The organism is Myxococcus guangdongensis, from assembly GCF_024198255.1.
Classification (GTDB): Bacteria; Myxococcota; Myxococcia; order Myxococcales; family Myxococcaceae; genus Myxococcus; species Myxococcus guangdongensis.
Window position 1 is genome coordinate 199,822 of the sequence record NZ_JAJVKW010000013.1, and the last position, 18,440, is coordinate 218,261.

The 18,440-nt window shown below is 70.0% G+C and carries 18 protein-coding genes; 6 read left to right on the forward strand and 12 right to left on the reverse strand.

The features are described 5' to 3' along the window. The first annotated feature begins 68 nt into the window (after positions 1 to 68). Together LXT21_RS33645 and LXT21_RS33650 are read left to right on the forward strand one after the other, a co-directional pair. Positions 69 to 311 carry a hypothetical protein gene (locus tag LXT21_RS33645; protein WP_254042316.1) on the forward strand — a complete coding sequence of 81 codons (243 nt, stop codon included), beginning with the start codon at positions 69 to 71 and terminating at the stop codon, positions 309 to 311. Between the two features lie 190 nt (positions 312 to 501). After that, positions 502 to 1,608, forward strand: a complete 1,107-nt coding sequence (locus tag LXT21_RS33650; protein WP_254042317.1) for an acyltransferase family protein — start codon at positions 502 to 504, stop codon at positions 1,606 to 1,608. Positions 1,609 to 1,651: 43 nt separating this feature from the next. Here LXT21_RS33650 and LXT21_RS33655 read toward each other — a convergent pair whose 3' ends face one another. The 4 genes from LXT21_RS33655 to LXT21_RS33670 form a co-directional block, all read right to left on the reverse strand. Then, positions 1,652 to 3,931, reverse strand: a complete 2,280-nt coding sequence (locus LXT21_RS33655) for a S41 family peptidase (RefSeq protein ID WP_254042318.1) — start codon at positions 3,929 to 3,931, stop codon at positions 1,652 to 1,654. A gap of 171 nt (positions 3,932 to 4,102) precedes the next feature. Further along, complete coding sequence (locus LXT21_RS33660; RefSeq protein ID WP_254042319.1) at positions 4,103 to 5,224, reverse strand: SGNH/GDSL hydrolase family protein; 1,122 nt, start codon at positions 5,222 to 5,224, stop codon at positions 4,103 to 4,105. 47 nt (positions 5,225 to 5,271) lie between these two features. Continuing rightward, on the reverse strand, positions 5,272 to 6,075 hold the full coding sequence (locus LXT21_RS33665; RefSeq protein ID WP_254042320.1) for a hypothetical protein: 804 nt from the start codon (positions 6,073 to 6,075) through the stop codon (positions 5,272 to 5,274). Between the two features lie 133 nt (positions 6,076 to 6,208). Then, on the reverse strand, positions 6,209 to 6,760 hold the full coding sequence (locus tag LXT21_RS33670) for a TetR/AcrR family transcriptional regulator (protein WP_254042321.1): 552 nt from the start codon (positions 6,758 to 6,760) through the stop codon (positions 6,209 to 6,211). Positions 6,761 to 7,168: 408 nt separating this feature from the next. On the opposite strand from LXT21_RS33670, the gene LXT21_RS33675 reads away from it, so the two are divergent. Continuing rightward, complete coding sequence (locus LXT21_RS33675; protein ID WP_254042322.1) at positions 7,169 to 7,951, forward strand: carbonic anhydrase; 783 nt, start codon at positions 7,169 to 7,171, stop codon at positions 7,949 to 7,951. 24 nt (positions 7,952 to 7,975) lie between these two features. Here LXT21_RS33675 and LXT21_RS33680 read toward each other — a convergent pair whose 3' ends face one another. From LXT21_RS33680 to LXT21_RS33700, 5 genes are all read right to left on the reverse strand, one after another. Next, complete coding sequence (locus tag LXT21_RS33680; RefSeq protein WP_254042323.1) at positions 7,976 to 8,818, reverse strand: alpha/beta fold hydrolase; 843 nt, start codon at positions 8,816 to 8,818, stop codon at positions 7,976 to 7,978. Positions 8,819 to 8,845: 27 nt separating this feature from the next. Then, complete coding sequence (locus LXT21_RS33685) at positions 8,846 to 9,685, reverse strand: hypothetical protein (RefSeq protein WP_254042324.1); 840 nt, start codon at positions 9,683 to 9,685, stop codon at positions 8,846 to 8,848. Next, positions 9,682 to 10,230: an RNA polymerase sigma factor gene (locus LXT21_RS33690; protein ID WP_254042325.1), complete on the reverse strand. Its 549-nt coding sequence runs from the start codon at positions 10,228 to 10,230 to the stop codon at positions 9,682 to 9,684. The genes LXT21_RS33685 and LXT21_RS33690 overlap by 4 nt, the downstream gene beginning before the upstream one ends. A 76-nt stretch (positions 10,231 to 10,306) precedes the next feature. Further along, positions 10,307 to 11,317: a hypothetical protein gene (locus LXT21_RS33695; protein ID WP_254042326.1), complete on the reverse strand. Its 1,011-nt coding sequence runs from the start codon at positions 11,315 to 11,317 to the stop codon at positions 10,307 to 10,309. Between the two features lie 48 nt (positions 11,318 to 11,365). Then, entirely contained in the window at positions 11,366 to 11,971 is a 606-nt protein-coding gene (locus LXT21_RS33700) for a hypothetical protein (RefSeq protein WP_254042327.1), read from the reverse strand. A 335-nt stretch (positions 11,972 to 12,306) separates the two neighbouring features. Here LXT21_RS33700 and LXT21_RS33705 point away from each other — a divergent pair, with 335 nt between their 5' ends. Both LXT21_RS33705 and LXT21_RS33710 read left to right on the forward strand, forming a co-directional pair. Beyond that, positions 12,307 to 13,242: an NmrA family NAD(P)-binding protein gene (locus tag LXT21_RS33705; RefSeq protein ID WP_254042328.1), complete on the forward strand. Its 936-nt coding sequence runs from the start codon at positions 12,307 to 12,309 to the stop codon at positions 13,240 to 13,242. 37 nt (positions 13,243 to 13,279) lie between these two features. Then, positions 13,280 to 13,864, forward strand: coding sequence for a hypothetical protein (locus LXT21_RS33710; RefSeq protein WP_254042329.1), 585 nt, complete (start codon positions 13,280 to 13,282; stop codon positions 13,862 to 13,864). A 166-nt stretch (positions 13,865 to 14,030) separates the two neighbouring features. Here the strand turns inward: LXT21_RS33710 and LXT21_RS33715 are convergent, their stop codons facing one another. After that, positions 14,031 to 14,771 carry an SDR family oxidoreductase gene (locus tag LXT21_RS33715; protein ID WP_254042330.1) on the reverse strand — a complete coding sequence of 247 codons (741 nt, stop codon included), beginning with the start codon at positions 14,769 to 14,771 and terminating at the stop codon, positions 14,031 to 14,033. Positions 14,772 to 14,909: 138 nt separating this feature from the next. Between LXT21_RS33715 and LXT21_RS33720 the strand changes: the two genes are divergently transcribed. Beyond that, positions 14,910 to 15,839, forward strand: a complete 930-nt coding sequence (locus LXT21_RS33720; protein WP_254042331.1) for an AraC family transcriptional regulator — start codon at positions 14,910 to 14,912, stop codon at positions 15,837 to 15,839. Between the two features lie 205 nt (positions 15,840 to 16,044). Here LXT21_RS33720 and LXT21_RS33725 read toward each other — a convergent pair whose 3' ends face one another. Further along, on the reverse strand, positions 16,045 to 16,998 hold the full coding sequence (locus LXT21_RS33725) for an alpha/beta hydrolase (protein WP_254042332.1): 954 nt from the start codon (positions 16,996 to 16,998) through the stop codon (positions 16,045 to 16,047). A gap of 114 nt (positions 16,999 to 17,112) precedes the next feature. Then, positions 17,113 to 18,420 (reverse strand): hypothetical protein, encoded by a 1,308-nt coding sequence (locus LXT21_RS33730; RefSeq protein WP_254042333.1) that lies wholly within the window; start codon positions 18,418 to 18,420, stop codon positions 17,113 to 17,115. Between the last annotated feature and the right edge of the window lie 20 nt (positions 18,421 to 18,440).

Here is an 18,440-nt window from a genome sequence, read left to right on the forward strand (position 1 = left end):
ACCCGCCAGGGTTCGCCTAATCTATCCATGCATTTCGCGCATTCCGCGCGAATCAACTGGAGATGGTCATGCGAGCAATCCTGGCAATCGCGGTGGCGTTCGGACTGACAGCCTGTGGGGGCGTGGAGGCAGGTGAGACGATGGCGCCCGAGGCCACCGAGCAGTCGTCGTCGGAGCTGGCCGGAAGCTGTGAGGCGCTCGTCGGGACCTTCTGTCGCCCCGGAGCGTTCAACTCGTGCACCTGGTCCGACGGCAACCTGGGTGAGTGCGAGTGTCAGCGCCCGCCCTTCAACAAGTGGCTCTGCTACTAGCCTTCGCGACGCACCGGCACCGTTGATTCCGTCCCGCCCCAGGGAAACGGAATCAACGGGCCAGGCGGGGATTTCAGTAGTCAAACGTGGGTGGAAATCCCACCTCGAAAAATCTAGAGTCGGGCCTCCCCTCCGCTGAAGGTCGACTCCGCTGAACACCACCGAACCGCGCCACCTGGCCGGCCTGGACATGCTCCGGTGCCTGGCCATCTTCATCGTCGTCCTCTTCCACTACCCACGCCCCGAGGGACACGAGGCCTACGGGATGCTCGCCAACTTCGGTTGGACAGGCGTGGAGCTGTTCTTCGTGCTGAGCGGCTTCCTCATCGGCTCGCAGCTCCTGGAGCCGGTGTCGCGCGGCGAGACGCCGTCCCTGAAGCGCTTCTACCTGCGGCGCTCGCTGCGCATCCTCCCGCCCTACCTCATCGTGCTGGCGCTGTACCTCTTCGTCCCCGCGTGGGGCGAGCGTCCGGTGGAGACGCCCGCGTGGCGCTTCCTCACCTTCACGCAGAACTTCGGGCTGCGCCTCAATGGCTTCTCCCACGCGTGGTCGCTGTGCGTGGAGGAGCACTTCTACCTGGTGCTCCCGCTCACCGTGCTCGCGCTGCGCGGACGCGTCCGGGCCGCACACCTGCTCGTGGGCGCTGCGGGGTTGATGCTCGGCGGCATGCTCCTGCGGGCCTGGCTGTGGCAGCGGCACTTCTCGATGCTCGGGCCGGAGGACGACGCGTGGCGCGGCTACGACACGCTGCTGTACTACCCGACGTACGCGCGCCTCGACGGGCTCCTGTGTGGCGCGATGCTCGCGGCGCTGCGCGTCTTCCGCCCCGAGGCCTGGGAGCGCTGGACCCGAGGAGCACGCGCCGGGCTCCTGGCGGGGGTGGGCCTTGGGTGCCTGGGCGTCGTGTTCTGGCTGAACGAGGAGCACTTCCGCTACCTCGCCCACACGATGCTCGCGTTCCCCCTGACGTCGCTGGGCTACGCGGCGCTGCTCGTGGCCATGGCGAGTCCCATCGCGTCCCGCGTGTGCGCCCGCATCCCCGGCGTGAAGACCTTCGCGCTGCTGAGCTTCACCGTGTACCTCACCCACAAGGCCCTGCAGGCCGGGGCACGCGTCGCGCTGGAGCCCTATGGCCTGGACGCCTTCCACCCGCTCACGCTGCTGGCGGGCGCGGTGGCGGTGCTGCTGGCGTCGCTCGCGCTGCACCACGGCGTGGAGCGCCCCGCGCTGAAGTGGCGCACACGCCTGGAGGCACGGCTCTCCCGCGAGCCCACGCCGGTGCCCGCCGTCCGTTAGCCCGGGGGCCCTTCCATGCAACGGAAGGGCTCCCTCGGCTCGACTATGGACGCTGCACGGGGCGGGACATGGGCGCGGCGGCGGGCCGAGGCGTCTCCTGGAGCAACCGCAGCGCCCGCTCCAGCACCTCGTCCCGGCCCGCGCGCACGCCCGCGAGCGAGGGGCGCACCGCCACGTGCGGCGTGAGCCCCTTGCGCTGGAGCTGACCGCCGTCCGCGTGCCGGGTGTCCATCCCGGTGAAGCTCATCCAGATGCCACCGGGCAGCACCGCGTACGTCATGTTCCCGTTGGCGCCCGCGGTGGGGCTCCCGACGAAGGTCACCCCACTGGTGACCTCCAGCATCAGCCCCAGGTGCTCGGCCTGGCTCACGGCGCGCTCGTCGATGAGCGCCACGGTGCGGCCCCGGTACACCGGCACGTCCGCGGTGGGCAGCTCCTGCGTCAGGGCCATCCGGCCATTCACCAACGTGGCGCCCGCGACGACAGGCACCTCGAAGCGGGACCAGGTCTTGGCGCGCTTCACGTTGAGGTACGGCGCCAGCATGCCCGCGGTGCCTCGGGGATAGCCTCGCAGGTCGAACACCACGGCCCGGGTGTCCTGGACCTTCTTCATGACCTCCGGCACCTCGTCGGCCCCCAGCTGCGAGAGGTTCACGAGGGCGACGTTGCCCTCCATCAGCTTGAAGGGCTCATGGGGACGCTCCGGCCGGGAGAACGCGGCGGGCCGCTTCACCTTCACCTCCCGACGCCCCTTCTCTCCGAGCACCGTGAAGGTCACCTCCGAGTCCGGAGGCCCCGAGAGCGCCAGGTAGATGTGGAACAGGCGGGTCGCCGCCTCGGTGGAGGCCTGGTGGATGGCGTCGATGCGGCGGATGCGCTCGTCGATGGGCTCCGCGTCCACCTTCTCGATGACGTCCCCCACCTGGAGCCCCTGCGCGAGCGAGGCGTTGGTCAACGACGTGATGACCACCTTCCCGTCGATGTCTCGCGCCTCGACGGGCGCGGCGATGCCACCCCACAGCTCCTTGAACGCGGGATGGCCGCTGAGCGAGACGTGCCCGTCCCGCAGCTCCCGGGCGGCCTTCGCCACCTCGAGCGCATACTCCTTCGCGTCCTGGGCGGCCTCGAAGCGCTTCAGCATCCCGGGGAGCGCCTGGCCCCAGTCCGCGTCCATCAGGTGGCGATAGGGGAAGAAGAGCTCCACCACGTTCCACAGCCGCACGGCCGCCAGGAGGCGCAGCTCGCGCGAGGGGTACGGGGCCTCCGCGTAGGCGTTGTCCGGACGCCACTGGGCCTCGGGGCGCGCCGGAGCGCTCGGGCCCTTGGGCTTGGACTTCGCGTTGGCCAGCGCCATCGCGCGCGTGTAGGCCACGTCCGGGGCGGACAGGTCCGCTCGCGCCGGCACCTCCGCGTCGAGCCCCAGGGGCAACACCGTCTCACTGGTGCGGACGGTGGCGACGAGCGTGCTGCCCAGCGGCACGTCCTGCGTGTCCACGAGCAGCGCGTTCGCCACGGGGCCCTCGCCCACGAAGAGCGCGCGCCCCGCGGCGCGCAGCGCCAGCACCTTCGGCGAGACGACGCTCTGCGAATCCAGGAGGAAGACGACGCGCGCGAACTTCTTGCCGGCGTGGCCCTCCACCACCGAGCTGACGTCCTGGTTGAAGGCCGTGGTGTAGGGCGAGTCCATGCCCGTCTGGGCCTTGTAGCCGCCGTGGAGCGAGGAGCGCGTGCCCGGCACGGCCAGCTCGCCGTCGATGAAGAGGGGCAGCATCCAGTCCACCGCGTTGGAGACGCTCCAGGCCGCCGCCTCGTCGAAGCCCCGCCCGCGCATGTCGACGACGGCGGCGCGCGCCTTGCCCACGGGGCCCCAGAGCTTCTCACCCAGACTCCAGAAGGTCTGTGGGCCTTCGGGCGTGGTGAGGTTGCGCAGGTCCAGGACGACCACGTCCTTCTCCACGCCCAACAGGGGCCGGAGTGTCGGAGGGGCCAGCGCGGCGGGCGGGCGCGCGCTCTTCACGCGGGTGGCGGGGTCCTCGAGCGCGCCGAGCATCGACTGGATGGCCTCCGCGAAGGCCTCGTCGCTGGAGGCCGCCTCCACCTTCGGCACCGCCGACAGGAAGGCCGCGTCCCAGTCGATGCGCCGCGACAACATCCACGGGTGGCGGTAGCGCACCTGCCCCCAGAGTTCGCCCAGCGCGGTGAGCCGCTGGAGCCGCTGCTGCGCCTCCTCCGGCTCCGCTGGGGCTTGCGCGGCCATCGCCCCCGAGGCCAGGAGAACCGCCAGACACAGTGCCAGCTTCGAGCCCAGGTCATGGTGCCGCATGCAAGTCCTCCTCGTGTGTCATCCAGCGCCCGCGGACTCTAGAGCGGCTCCCAGGCACAGGCGAGCAGCCGAGGCCGCGCGGAGGATGTGCTCGGAAGGAGCGACGATGCACGCCGCGGTGAGCCAGACACGGCGGACCGCGTGGGTCCGCACGCGCCTCTCGCGCCGGGCTCAGGCGGCTTCGACCACGACGCCCCGGCACTCACGGCTCTTGCTGAGCTGACCGAGCTCGAACCGAGCCGAGATGTTGCGGGCAATCTCCCGCGCCATGACGCGGTAGGCGGCCTCCGTGGGGTGCTTCTTGTCGCTCGTCGCCACGGGCGTCGGCGGCAGTTGGGCGTACTGCTGGAAGGTGCGGGCGCCGGTCGGGAGGAGGTCCAGTCGGACGGGGTCGGAGGGAGGAGGCGGGAGCCGGGGAACGGGCGGGCCCCACACGAGCGGCGGTGGCGCGAGCGGACCCACGTGGGGGTAGCGCACGGGGAGCCGGCTGCCCTGCGCTCCCGCCGTCAGGCCATGCTCGGCCAGCGAGGTATTGAGCCCCTTGAGGAACGAATACATGTCCACCAATCGCATCCCCTCATAGGTGGACGCGAACTGGGCGAGCACGGCGTTGAAGCCCATGGCGCCCTTGGTGAATCCCCACGTCGTCGGCTCCAGCTTCTTCTTCGCGAAGTATGCCGCGTCCGCGGGGTCCGGCAGGTTGATGAGCAGGAAGTGCGCCTTGCCCGGCATGGCCCGCTCCAGCTCCTGGATGAGCGCGAACATGTGGAGGACCACCTGCTTCATCGTCCCCGGGTCGCGCTTGTTGGTCACCAGGTCGTTGAGGCCGAACCAGATGATGAACAGCGTCTCCCCGACGAGAGGACACTTGGCCCGCTGCGCGTGGAACTTGTCCACCTGCTGCCGGAAGGTCCCCAGCCCCGTGCCGGGCCGGTCCGAGGCGCCCATCGCGCCACCCTCGGCGTAGTTCACGAAGGTGATGGGACGGCCGAAGCCCGAGTCCTGATTCGAGTCCACGGTGAGCGAGCGGTGGACCTTGGTCGCCTCCATGCTCTCGCTGTAGGCGGTCTTCTTCTTGTCGAAGGGGTCCGCGCCCCGAATCATCGACTGGCCGCCCGCCCACTCCCAGAGGAAGTCCGTCCAGTTCCGCCCGTCACTGAAGCGCCCCAGCTCGTTCACCTGCATGAGGTTGACGCCGTTGGCGAACGTGCCAAGGCCGGTGTCATGCTTGTTGCCGATGTCCGACATGCTGTCGCCGAAGATGATGAGATTGTCGAGCTTGAGTCGGGGCATGGACGGAGGACTCCGATGCGGTTCGAGGAGGACGGGCGGGGTGGAGTCTACGCCGATTCCCCGGAGCCGAAGTCGCGCGCCCAGTGCGCCCTCATGATTCGCACGAAGGTCTCACGTTGACGTGCCCCAGAGCGACGCAGGGAGTCGAGGTCGTGGATCCAGAAGGCATTGAACATCCTCGGCTCCTCGTCGATCCTGTCGACGAGCGCTTCGAGGAAGTTCCGGACCCGCTGGGGCTCCCGTCGCGCGGAGGGAGGCACGAGCCTCCATTCCCGCTCCACCACATCGCGGACCTTGTCCTCCTCGAAGACGACCACCCGGAAGACGATGGAGAGCCACTGGTCCGGGTCCTCCTGGGTGGACACCCAATGGAGGAGCTTCGAGTCCAACTCGAGCCTGGGCAGGCCCTCGAGGAACGCCTGGAGCGCCTCGGCCGAGAGCGTCTCGCCGGGCAGGGGCGGTTCGCTGACGCGCTCCTCCGGCAGGAGGTCGAGCGCGGGGAGGTCCGGCGTGCCCTCGGGTGAGAAGCGCACGGAGCAGAACCGCTTGCCGTCCTCGCCCACGTAGGTCGAGAACGCGTCGAGCCGCCGCGCGTCCACATCGAAGACATACACGTACGCCACGCTCCCGGTCTCTTCCGGTGAGACGGGCGGGCCCGGGTTCCCCTCCGGATTGCGCTCCCCGTCCTTCCCACCCAGGCAGGTGGACCAGCCCCAGGGGGATTCATCGATGAGCCGCCCCACCACGGCCTGGATATCGCCCCCGGCGCGTTCGACAGCCGCCAGGAGGTATTGCCCGAGGCCCGTGGGATAGCCATCCCAGTGATGATAGACACCACGCCAGGGCCGCAAGGAGACGTGCTCGGGAATCCCCGAACCCGACGTGTACACAGCGATTGCAGCAGGGGTCGACATGGGACCCGGAGTGTAGTGCTCGGGTTCCACGGCCTGTTGGACAATCATTCCGTCGGAGCGGAGTCGCGCCTCACGGCCGGATGCCGAGCAGCGCCAGGCGCAGCACCCGGCGCGCGGTGGGGGCATCCTGCTCGTTGGCGACCGCGATGGCGTTCGCCAGCCGTAACAGGTCCTCCGCCGTGGCGCTGGCGTGAATCGCCCCCACCGAGGACGCTCGCGCCACCAACCCGCTCAGCACCCCCAGCAGCATGTCGGTGCAGCACAACTCCTCGGGTACCAGCCCTTCCGGCCCCGCGAGCAGCGCGGCCGCGAGCCCGCGGTGCGTCGCGGTGTACACCGTCACCTCCTCCAGCCAGGCCGCCAGCTCCGCGGCGGGATTGCGGCCCGGCTGAGCGGACGCCATCGCGCACAGCTGCGCGACCCCCTCCCGGAACACCACCTCCAACAGCGCCTGCCGCGTCGGGAAGTGTCGGTGCAGCGTCGCCGAGCCCACCCCCGCCCGCCGCGCAATCTCCTCGAGCGACGCCTGCGCGCCATCCCGGGCGACCAGCTCCGAGGCCGCTGTGACAATCCGCTCCCGGTTGCGCCGTCCGTCCGCTCGCAAGGGCTTCACTGGCTCCACGACACCTGTCTCCTCACCCTGACGCGCCCGACAAGCGGGGGCGCCCTCCACATTCAACCACGAAACGGCGCGCGGTCCTCCACCCACGGAGGGCCGCCGTCACCCGGGCGTTTCGAGACCCAGGGTCGCCATGCCTGGAACCCGCCTGCCCCTGTCGCATGTATCGACCGCAATGGCAGAACATGAACCTCCATTCATCCGCGCATTTCTGTCAACGAATTGTTTCATTTCGCTTTATTTCAAGGAAGACAAACCAGTACCCATTAGACGGATTTTGCGGCAATACATCGGCGCGAGCGCTACGACAGACACAAAGCCGGGCGCGGGCGTTCGGATTCGAAAGCACCTGGCTTTGAGGTCGTGGCGCCTGGCTCACTCCTGGCGTCTTCCTTCAAGGACTCATCACCCATGTCATACAACCGCACCCTCTCCGTGCGCGCCCTTCGGGGCGTGTTGCTGTCCTCGTTGTTCGTCGTCACCCCCGCCCTCGCCGAGGAGGCGCACTGGGGCTATGCGCAGACCGTGGACCCCGAGCACTGGGGTGAGGTCGCCGGCGGCGCGCAGTGTTCCACGGGCGCCCAGCAATCCCCCGTGGCGCTGTCGACCTCCGAGTCCACGCACACGAACGTGCAGGCGCCCAGCTTCCACTATGGCACCAGCCTGGTGCGCATGGTGAACAACGGCCACACGGTGCAGTTCAACTACGACGTGGGCAGCACGCTGCGCCTGGGCCACCAGGAGTACAAGCTGGCGCAGTTCCACTTCCACACCCCCAGCGAGCACACCCAGAACGGCGAGCACTACCCGCTCGAGGTGCACCTGGTGCACACCGACGCGGCGGGGACGCCGAAGGTCGTGGTGGGCGTGCTCATCGAGGAGGGCTTGGTGAACGCGGCGCTCTTCACCGCCTTCCGCCACCTGCCCCGCCACGAGGGTGAGACGAGCACGCCGGTGGGCGCGCTCATCAACGCCAGCGCGCTCCTGCCGTTCAACCGCGCGTTCTTCCATTACGCCGGCTCACTCACCACGCCCCCGTGCAGCGAGGGGCTCCAGTGGTTCGTGATGAAGAACCCCATCCAGCTGTCCGACTCGCAGATCGCCGCCTTCGAGCGACTGCCGCACCTCAACCCGAACAACCGCCCCGTGCAGCCGTTGAACGGCCGAGACGTGGGGCTCCAGTCCGCGCACTGAGGACGTCGCCTGGGGCGCGGGAGGCTAGCGGGCGCCGCCCACCAGGGTGGCGATGGCCTCCAGCACCATCGGCTCCTTGTCGTTCATGACCTTGTGAGAGCTCCCCTCGGCGAGGATGTACGTCCGCTTCGCCGAGGCGGCGGCGAACCGCTCGTGGGCCGCCCGCCATATCGCCGTGCTCTCCGGGGTGTTCTGTCCATTCGCCGCGACGATGTCGATGATGGGCAACGACTCGGGGAGCACGAGGGCGTCGAGCCGCTGGGCCGTCTTCGGCATCGCCTCCGCCCAGGGGATGGCGACCTGGGCCAGCTGTGGCGCCTGCTTCCGGATTTCGTCGTACTGGCCACGCATGACAATGAGATTCTTCTCCACCTCCTCTGGCGGCCACACTCCCGGCACCACCGCGTCCAGCAGCACCACGCCCTGGACGTTGCGGTGTGTCTCCGCGAGCACGAGGCCGATGGCGCCGCCGTACGAGTGGCCCACCACCACCAGGGGCCCCTCCAGTCCGCAGCGCGCCAGCGCGGTGCCCAGGATTCGAGCATCGTTGTCGAGGCTGTATCCGGACGAGGCGTCGAGGGTGCTCCTGCCCATCCCCGCCCTGTCGTAGACGAAGGTCCGGAAGCCCTTCTCACGGACCTGCTTCTCGAGCGAGGCCCAGACGGAGGAGTCATTCCCGAAGCCGGACTCGAACACGACCGCGGGGCTGCCTGTGCCCTGGCTGTTCACCCAGATTCCGTGGCCATCGATGTCCAGCCGAGCCCCGCTGCACGGCGCCTCGGCCACGGGCGCGGCGGCGCGTGACGAGGAAGCACACCCGCTCGACAAGGCCAGACTCATCACGACGACGGTGAGGCATCTGTGCATGGGGTTCTCCGGGGAAGGCCCGCCGCGTCACTCCGGCGTGGGCGGACGCAGCAGCTTCTGGAGCCGGACGAGGTGCGAGGAGGTCGGGTACTTCGTCTGGAAGTCCAGAGCGCGAGCCTGAGCCTCGGAGCGGCGGCCCAGCAGCACCAGCGCCTCGATGGCGAGCACCTCCCGCTCCTGCGCGAGCGCGCCCCCCTGGAACCGGGACGCGTGTCTCCTCAGCAGCAAGAGCGCCTCCTCGGCATCTCCTCCCTGGAGGGCCCGGTGGGCGTCGTCGATGAGCAGCAGCTCCTCGTCCTCGAGGCGCGGGGCGCGAGCGACCGAAGGGGGCTCGGCGACGGGATTGCGCACGGGGTCGTGCGGGCGCGGTGGATTCACGCGGGGCGCGGCGGGCGCCGGTGCGCGGTCCTCGACGGGCGCGGGAGCGATGGGCTCGGGGCGCGGAGCCTCGACAACGGGCGGGGCCGGCGCGTCGGCCTCGGGAGGCACGTCGCGGCGTGGGGACTCCACCGGAGCCGTCTCCCGCTGCGCCTGGACGAGCGTCGGAGGCTGTGCGCGCTCGTAGACCCGACCCGCCTGGAAGGAGCCCACCGCCCCCGTGAGCGCGGCCACGCCCACGAGCACCTTGAGCTTGAGGCCCGTGGCCACCGTCGCGCCTCCCGTGAGCGGCGCGGTCGTGGGCGCCACCGGAGCCGGTGCGGGAGCCGGAGGAGCCGGAGGCGGCGAGAGCGGCGCCAGTCGGGCCGCGAGCGACGCCAGCTGCGCGGCGGAGGGCCCATCGCCCAGGGCGGACCCCAACAGCTCACGCAGCTCGGGCGAGGCGTCGGAGGACTCCTCCAGGAGTCGCACGGGCTCGGGCGTCCTCATCTCTCGCCTCCTTGCAACCGGGCCACGGCCTCCTGGACCTGCTTGCGCGCAGCGTACAGCCGCGCATACGCGGTCTGCACGGGGCACCCCACCGCCTGGGCCACGTCGGCCATGGTCCACTGCTCGATTTCGAAGAGGACGAACACCGCCCGCTTGTCCTCGTCGAGCGCATCCAGGATGCGGTCCAACCGGGCCCGGGCCTGCGTGCGCGCCACGGACTCGAGCTGCTCGGGGGGACGCGCCTCGTCGGGAGTCTCGGCGACGGAGGTCTCCCGCCGGACGTGCGCGCGCTTGCGGTGGTCCGAGGCCAACCGCATGCAGATGCCGAAGAGCCACGCGGCCACGGGCGCGCGTGGGTCGAACTCGGGGAGGCGGCGATGGACCACCAGGAACGCCTCCTGGCAGACGTCCTCCAGGTCCGCCTCCCTCACGCCCATGCGCCGCAGCGTGCGCCACACGAAGGCCGCGTGCTGGGCATGCACCCGCTCGAAGTCGAGCGGTTCCGCCCCATCGGGAGCGGGCAGGGCCTGGGGAGGTGTGGGCATCGCGCGGGAGTCCGGGGCCGGCGGACTCTAGTGAGCTTGCCGGCGCCAGGTGAAGCGCTACCCGCCCCCTGGTGCCTCACGGCCCCCGGAACACCAGGCCCAGCTCGACGAACACGCGCCACGGCGCCCCCAGCCGCCCCTCCCAGGCGGAGGTCATCGGCAACGTGGGACGCAGCCACCCCACCGCGGCGCCGCCCCCCACATGCAACCCGGTGGCGCCCCCCCATCGCAGCTCCAGCTGGGCTCGCGCCACCGCGTCGCCTCGGATGAGCAGGTCCACCTCGTCCACCGTCTGCCCCGTCGAGTCCGCCATCACGAACGAGAACGCCGCCGTCGCGCACGCGGACACCTCCCATCGGGAGCCGCCCCCCACCAGCGGACACACCCCCGCCTCGGGTGTCGCCAGCAGCAGGCCCACCCGTCCGTCCTCGAGCTCCGAGCGGGCCCAGGGCACCACGGAGAGCCCCACCAGCCACGTCACGCTCCCCGCCCCCCGCCAGCCCAGGCGTCCTCCCCAGGCGAGCCCGTCCGAGAGCCCCGTCGTCGTCAGCGCGGTGAGGGACACCGTCGAGCGACCCGGCCACGGGGCCGCGCGGGTCGGCGGGGATGAGGCCTGGATGGGAAGTTCCTCCTCCACCGTCGGGTCGGGCGCTTCGGGGAGCGGGGGTGCCTCCTCGGGAGGAGCAACCCCCTCGGAGGGCACCGGGGCGGGCTCCCGGGGACTCAAGGCCTCCGGGTCGATCATCAACGCGAGGACCAGCACCAGCCGACGCTCGATGTCCGCGCACGCGGGCGTGGCGGAGTCGATGTCGCGGCTGCCCAGGACGGTGCCCCGCGCATCCACGAGCGTGAGCCTCGCGGACCACCCCGACGAGGACGCCGGCTCCAGCACGCCATGCACGAGCACATCCGGCAGGGACCCGAACACGGAGCGCCCCAGCCTCGCCTCCACCGCGCGCGCCAGGGGCGCCGCCTGGATGCACTCCGAGGGCGCGTTCCAATGCAGCCCCCACCGCGCCGACGAAGGCTCGGGCGAAGCGGTGGCGAGCAGTGGGAGGACCACCCCCAGCAAGAGGGGCGAGGTCATGAGGACACGCGGGCGTGCTGGAGGTGGCTCATCCGGGTGACTTCTGTATCAGAGGTCCAGTCCCGCGTTCCCCGTCAGCTTGTTCGGCGCGAGCTTCACATCCGTCCCGTTGAAGATGAAGAGGGGGAGCCCGATGGCCAGCAGCGCGCCGCCACCAATCAGCGAGCCCATGCCCACCTTGCGCAGGGTGTTGTCCTTCGGAAGGGCGGAATCGGAGGGCTCCGCGCCGTCGATGGCCATCACCACTCCACCCACCACCGCCAGGGAGACGCCGAAGAGGGTGGCGAGCCAGCCAGTGGCTCGCAGTCCGGCGCTGCCCGGGTCGACCTTCAGGGACACATCCCGCCCCTGGTCCAACAGCGTGAAGCGTCGTGAGGGCGTGACCCCAGACCCCGCGATGAAGAAGTCCGTCGTCGGGTCGCGAAGGGTGACGTCACAGGGCATCGTGCACTCGCGCTGATAGTTGACGATGCCCACGGTGCCCACGCCGTCCGTGGTGGCGACGGTGCCGAACCCCTCGCTCGTGACGCGGAAGAGGCTGACTTCGGGGGCGTCCGTCTCGATGCGCACCCGCACGGTCTCATCACGGGGCGAAGGCGGTGATTGGGCAAGCGACGTGGGCGCGACGAGACTCAGGGCAAGCAGCAGGCTCAAGGTGTTCCTCCAGACGACATGGGCAACGTCACCCCATGAATGGAGGCAGGCACCCGGGATTTTGAAAGGCTTTTCTCCGGCGACCGGCTTTCATGCATCCAGGCCTTCCTTCATTGCCAGCGGACGGGGGTCGGAACAATGGGTGGCCATGAGCCACTCGGAGCAGACGCCACGGGAGGCCGAGGGGGACGACGCCTCGACCATGAATGGACGGGCGCGAGCTGCGCGACGCGATGGACGCCCCCGAAGCCCGTTCCCTTGACAAACGGGGGACCCCTCCGTATTCAACACGAACACAAAACGGTGGGGCACCCCACTTCCAAGGAGCGCAGCCGATGCGTCGTCACCCGACTGTCCTCGTCACCGCCGCCACGGGGCGACAGGGCGGAGCCACGGCGCGAGCGCTGCTGGCGGAAGGCAGCACCTCGGTGCGCGTCCTGGTCCGCGATCCGGAGGCCCCCAATGCCCGGGCCCTCGCGGCGGCAGGGGCCGAAATCGCGGTGGGAGACCTGGACGACCTCCCGTCACTGCGCGCCGCCTGCGCGGGGACCCGAGCGGTCTTCTCCATGCAGTCCCCCATCGTCTCCGCGACGGGCGTCGACTTCAGCAAGGAGGTCCAGCAGGGCAAGAACCTCATCGAGGCCGCGCTGGCCGAGGGCGTCGAGACCTTCGTGCACACCGCGACGTCCGGCGTCGGGGACCACCGCCACATCGAGGGTTGGGCGGAGGGCCGCTGGAAGGAGCACGAGGTGTACTGGGAGAACAAGCTCGCCACCTGCGAGCGCGTCCGGGGCGCCGGCTTCAAGCACTGGACGCTCATCCTGCCCGCCACCTTCATGGACCACGCCATGCTGGACACCTCCGCCTTCGTCGATGGGCACCGGTGGGTGACGGTGCTCGAGGCGGACCGGCCCATCCCCTGGATTGCCCCGGAGGACGTGGGGAACGCGTCCGCGGCGGCGCTCCTGAATCCCACGCGGTTCCATGGCGTCACGCTGCAGCTCGCGGGCGACGTGCTCACGCCCCGACAGCTGGCCGAGGTCCTCTCCCGCGTCGATGGGAAGACATACACCGTCCAGTCCAGCAGCATCGAGCAGGCCATCGCCGCGGGCCTGCATCCCGGCGTGGCGAGAGGGCTGACCTACATGAACGTCGCCCCGGTGCTCGCCCGACCCGAGCTCGCGCAAGCCCTCGGGCTCACGCTCATGCGCTTCGAGCCCTGGTTGCGTCAGCGCCGTGTCGAGGCAGCGACACACGTTGCGGGCCCTTGACGGCAGCACTCCCCCGCGGCGGGTAGAATCACTCGCCATGTGGCGACATGCGGGGTGGCTCGTCGTGGTGGGTGCGTGTGCTCTGCTCGCGTGCGAGACGCAGCCGTGCGTGAAGAAAGAGGAGAACTTGCCTCCGGAGTACCTGAGCGGGGACGCGTCCGTCGTCTTCACGTGTGGAGGGACTCCCGAAAACCACACGACGCTCGAGCCGCTCGAGGGCGTCAGCCTCCACTTCTCCGACACCATGAACGTGGCCTGGAGCTACAACCACAGACGGTTCCTCCCCAACGGCATCAGCCTCCAGATTCCCATGGGCTTGCGCGACGGCACCTACGAGCTCGGGACCGCTGGTATCGCCCTGTCGATACGGACCGACTTCGGAGAGGCCGCCTCCGCCGGCACGGTCACCTTCACCCGGGACCGCGACTCGCCCCTATTCAATGACCGGGCCCCCGAGGATGGCGTGTACCTCACCCACGCCGAGGTCACGCTGGAGGCGAGCGGAATCATGCCTCCCGCCTATTACTGTCCCGAGCCCGCGACCTTCCAGCTGGCGCCCGTCACCGTCCGACTGACGAAGCGCGTGGTCATCGGTCAGTGCGACGTCCCTTTCAATGACTGACGTGCACGCGGTCCTGGGTCCACGGCAACGTCCCCTTGCTGGAGCTCGCATCCACGGAGGTCGTCTCGGAGCCTGGCCCCTGCGACGACCGGCGTCGACGCCCTCGACGACGCGTGGGGCGTGAGCGACGGGAATTGACCCCGTCCCCGCTCACGCCCCGGCGTCTTCAGTACGGGCTCGCGGTGGGGCGGATGATGATTTCGCTGACGTCCACGTCCGCCGGCTGGCTGATGGCGTAGGCGATGGAGCGGGCGACGGCGTCGGCGGGGATCGCCACCTTGCGGAACTCGCGCATCACGTCGCGCGCGTTGGAGTCGCTGATGCTCTCCGCCAGCTCGGACGTGGTGACCCCCGGCGAGATGACCGTCACGCGAATGTCCCCGCCCACCTCCTGGCGCAGCCCCTCGGAGATGGCCAGCACCGCGAACTTCGTGGCGCAGTACACCGCCGCCGTCGGGCTCACCGCGTGCCCTCCGATGGACGACACGTTGATGACCTGCCCCGCCTTCTGCCGCTTCATCACCGGCAGCGCCGCGGCGATGCCATGCAGCACGCCCCGGATGTTCACGTCGATCATCCGGTCCCACTCGTCCACCTTCAGCATCTCCAGCAGCGACAGCGGCATCACCCCCGCGTTGTTGATGAGCACGTCCAGCCGCCCGAACTCCTCCACCGTGAAGCGCACGAAGCCCTCCACGTCCTCGCGCTTCGTCACGTCCAACGCGCGCACCCGCGCCTCGCCGCCCGCCGCCTTCAGCTCCGCGGCCAGCACCTCCAGCCGCTCCTTGCGGCGCGCGCCCAGCACCACCTTCGCGCCCTGCTGGGCAAGCAGGCGGGCCGCCGCCTCGCCGATTCCACTGCTCGCTCCGGTGATGGCCACCACCTTGCCCTGGATGTTCGTCGTCATGTGCATGTCCCTCGAGTGATTGCCCGGCGCCTGGAGGGAACCGGGGACACACACACCTTCTCAACGGAGGGCCTGGAGGCGTTATCCGGATGCTCGCCGGCTCTTGCCTAATCCTGCACGGGACGTTTGACTGCCCCCATGAAGCGCGCCCCTCCTCCAGCGCCCGCCCCGAATCCCAGCCTGGCCGCGCTGGCGACGCTCCTCGAGCGCCACACGCCCACGGACGGCATCCACGCCACCGCCATCCCCCGGCTCTCGCTCATCCGCGCCTCCGAGCCCACCCCGGAGCTCCACGCGCTGCAGGCCGCCGCGCTGTGCATCGTCGCGCAGGGCCGCAAGCAGGTGCTGCTCGGTGACGACGTGTATGTCTATGGGACGGACCAGTGCCTGGTCGCCTCCATGGACCTCCACGTCACCGGACAGGTCATCGAGGCGACGCCGGACAAGCCCTACCTCTGCTTCCGGTTGGACCTGGAGCCCGGCCAGCTGAGCAGCCTGATGATGGAGGCGGCGCTGGACGCGCCCGAGGACCGCGGCGTGGCCCGGGGGCTCGCGCTGGGCCCGGTGGGGACGCCGCTGTTGGACGCGACATCGCGGCTGGTGCGGCTCCTGGAGACCCCGCGCGACATCCCCGTGCTCGCGCCGCTCATCACCCGGGAGATTCTCTACCGCCTGTTGTCCGGGGAGAACACCGCGAGGCTGCGGCGCATCGCCCTGGGCGACAGCCGCCTGGACGCCATCGCCCGCGCCATCCACTGGCTCAAGGCGCACTACGCGGCGCCCCTGCGAATCGAAGACCTGGCGCGCACCGTCCACATGAGCCCGTCCGCGCTCCACCACCACTTCAAGTCCGTGACGGCGATGAGCCCCCTGCAGTACCAGAAGCAGCTGCGCCTGCAGGAGGCCCGTCGCCTGATGCTCTCCGAAGCCCTGGACGCGGCGATGGCCGGGCACTCCGTGGGCTACGAGAGCCCGTCCCAGTTCAGCCGCGAGTACAGCCGGATGTTCGGCGCGCCTCCGTCGCGGGACATCGCACGGCTCCGCGAGTCGCTCGGAGCCGTGCAATGACCCCGTCCGCAAGGCGGGCTCCTGACAGGTGATGTCCGGCAGGCCCTGCCCTGGTAGGCGCCCTGGGACGTCCACAAGGACGGAGAATCATGCGGTTGGCGGCGCGGGGTGCGGGCACCGCCAGGAGGGCCCCACGAGCAGGGCCCCGAGCTTCATCGAGGGCGTCGTCTTCACCGAGCACCGGCTTGCGACGTCCTGCCGGACCTCAGTCGGCGCCCGGCAACAGCACAGGCGCGGAGAAGAACAGCAGGCCACGGCTCAACATGGGCAGCCAGGCGCCGTAGTGGTCCTCGCCAGGGAACTCCAACAACCGCACCTCCAGGCCGCCGCCCAGGGCGGAGAGCTCGCCCGACAGCTCTCGGGTGTTGTCGACCATCCGCCGCTCGACGGCGAGCATGCCCCGCTCGCCCTGGCTCTTGCGAGGCGTCTGCTCGAGCCCGCCCACCGTGAGCAGCACCCGCGCCTTCACCGGCGTCGCCGCGTGCTGCTCGACGAAGGCCCGCTTCTCGGTGAGCACGTAGCGCCCGTTCCACCAGAGGGACGGGCTGCCGGCGATGAACGCCTCGAACGAGGCGGGCCGCGTGAGCAGCGCGTGCACCACCAGGAGCCCGCCATAGGAGTGCCCCATCAGCGCCGTGCGCGACGTGTCCAGCGACAGGCGCGCCGCGAGCGCGGGCTCGAGCTCCTTCTTCACGAAGTCCAGGAAGCGGTCCGCCCCGCCCTGCTTCTTCGAGAACCGGTCCCCCGTGTTCGACAGGTCCGGGGCCGGCGGCGTGTAGTCCTCGCCACGCGCCTGTTCGCTCGACGCCGCGTCGCCCGGGTAGCCCAACCCGACGATGATGGGCGGCGCGGCCGGCACCCCGAAGCCCTTCGCGAGCCTCGGGAGCGCACGCGACAGCCGCTCCAGCGTGGGGAAGTGCGAGCCCCCATCCAGCAGGTAGATGACGGGGTGGCCCTCCGCGGGCGCGGGCCCCTCCGGGATGGCCACGAACATCCGGTGGGTCCGCCCGGTGTGCGTGGACGCCAGGTCGAACTGGAACGCGCCCGGCAACGTCACGGGCGCCCAGTCCACCCGGACCATCGAATCGGCGCGGGGCGTGGGCCCCGAGGAGCAGCTGGCGGTCAAGAGGCCCGCCGCGAGGAACAAGGGGATGCGCATCAGGTGAACCCGTCCATTCCAGGAGAAAACGCGGGGACGCCGCCATCGCCGCCCCGATGAAACAGAAGGCCCCCGCCAGGACATGGCGGAGGCCTTGGACGACGGATGCGAGGCTTAGCGGATGCGCAGCAGGCCGCGCACCTGGCCCTCGACCACCGTCTTCGCGTCACCCAGGCCCGTCTGCGGGGTCATGATGCGGAAGCGCGTCTGGGCGTTGTCGTTGATGAACTCGGGCAGCACCAGGAACTCGCCCGGGTTCTGGGGAATGGTGCGGCCGTTGGTGGGCACCAGGTCGTCGCGCACGACGGCCGTGGCCGTCGGAGCATCGCCGAGCGTCACCTCCCACAGGCTCCACCAGGCGCCCGTGGCCGCATGGCTCCCGTGGAAGGTCCGGCCACCCGCCACCGCGGAATCCAACGCGGCCTGCGCGGCCGTCTTGTTCATCACCCGCACGTAACCCTTGCCGGGCGCGCCGGGCAGCAGCATGGACGCGATGTCTCCGTCCGTGCCGGGGGAGACGAAGGCGTCGAGCGTGGTGAACCAGTCGTCGAACGCGCCCGTCGCGGGGTCGAAGCGAATCATGCACGGCGGCGCGGTCGTCGTGGGCGACACGAAGTGCGCGCCGGCGCCGAGCGACTCGGTGGCGTAGTAGATCTTCCCGTCCGTGTGCTTGACGCCGTCGCGCGCCCAGCCGCAGCGCGTGTCCGTCTTGACGGTGACGTCGTCGGTCTGCGTATTCACGATGACCAACGCCGTCTTCGCCGGAATCGTCTTCACGTCGCTCGAGTGCCAGCCACCGGCGATGATGACGTCATTGCCCGCGGTGACGGCCAGGCTCTGCGAATAGCGGAACGTGAACTCGCCGTCCTTGAGCTGCGACGTCAGGTCCTTGGAGCCGATGAGGGCCAGGTCCTTCGGGTTCCAGATGACCAGCTTGTAGTTCACGTGGTCGAAGTAATAGGCCTTCGACTCGCTGACGAAGTAGTGCTGGGACTGGTAGCCGTTGGTCGCCTTGACCTCCCGGCTGGCGAACGACAGCGCGGCCTCCGGCACGAGCTTCCCGGAGGCGTCGAGCGCGTAGGGCGTCATCGTCGGCTGGGCGGAGCTGCTCACGAAGAGCTTCCCGGCGCCCGGGAAGCCCGCGACGATGTACGCGTCCGCGGGCAGCTCGATGGCGTTGGCGATACCGACAGTCTTGGACTCCTGGATGTCGTCCACCGTCACCAGGTAGCTCTGGGTGTTGCCACCGGCGATGGGCACCTGGGTGATGAGCGCATAGAGCGGGTCCGGCGTCCCCGCATCCGGCGTCCCCGCGTCGGGGTCCGTCGGATTGCCAGCATCCGGCGTCGGCGTCGGGTCATCCGAATCCGAGCAGGCGGTGGCGAACAGGGCGAGAGCGAGCAGTGCGGACTTCAGCTTCATCGGGATTCCTTTGGGCGATG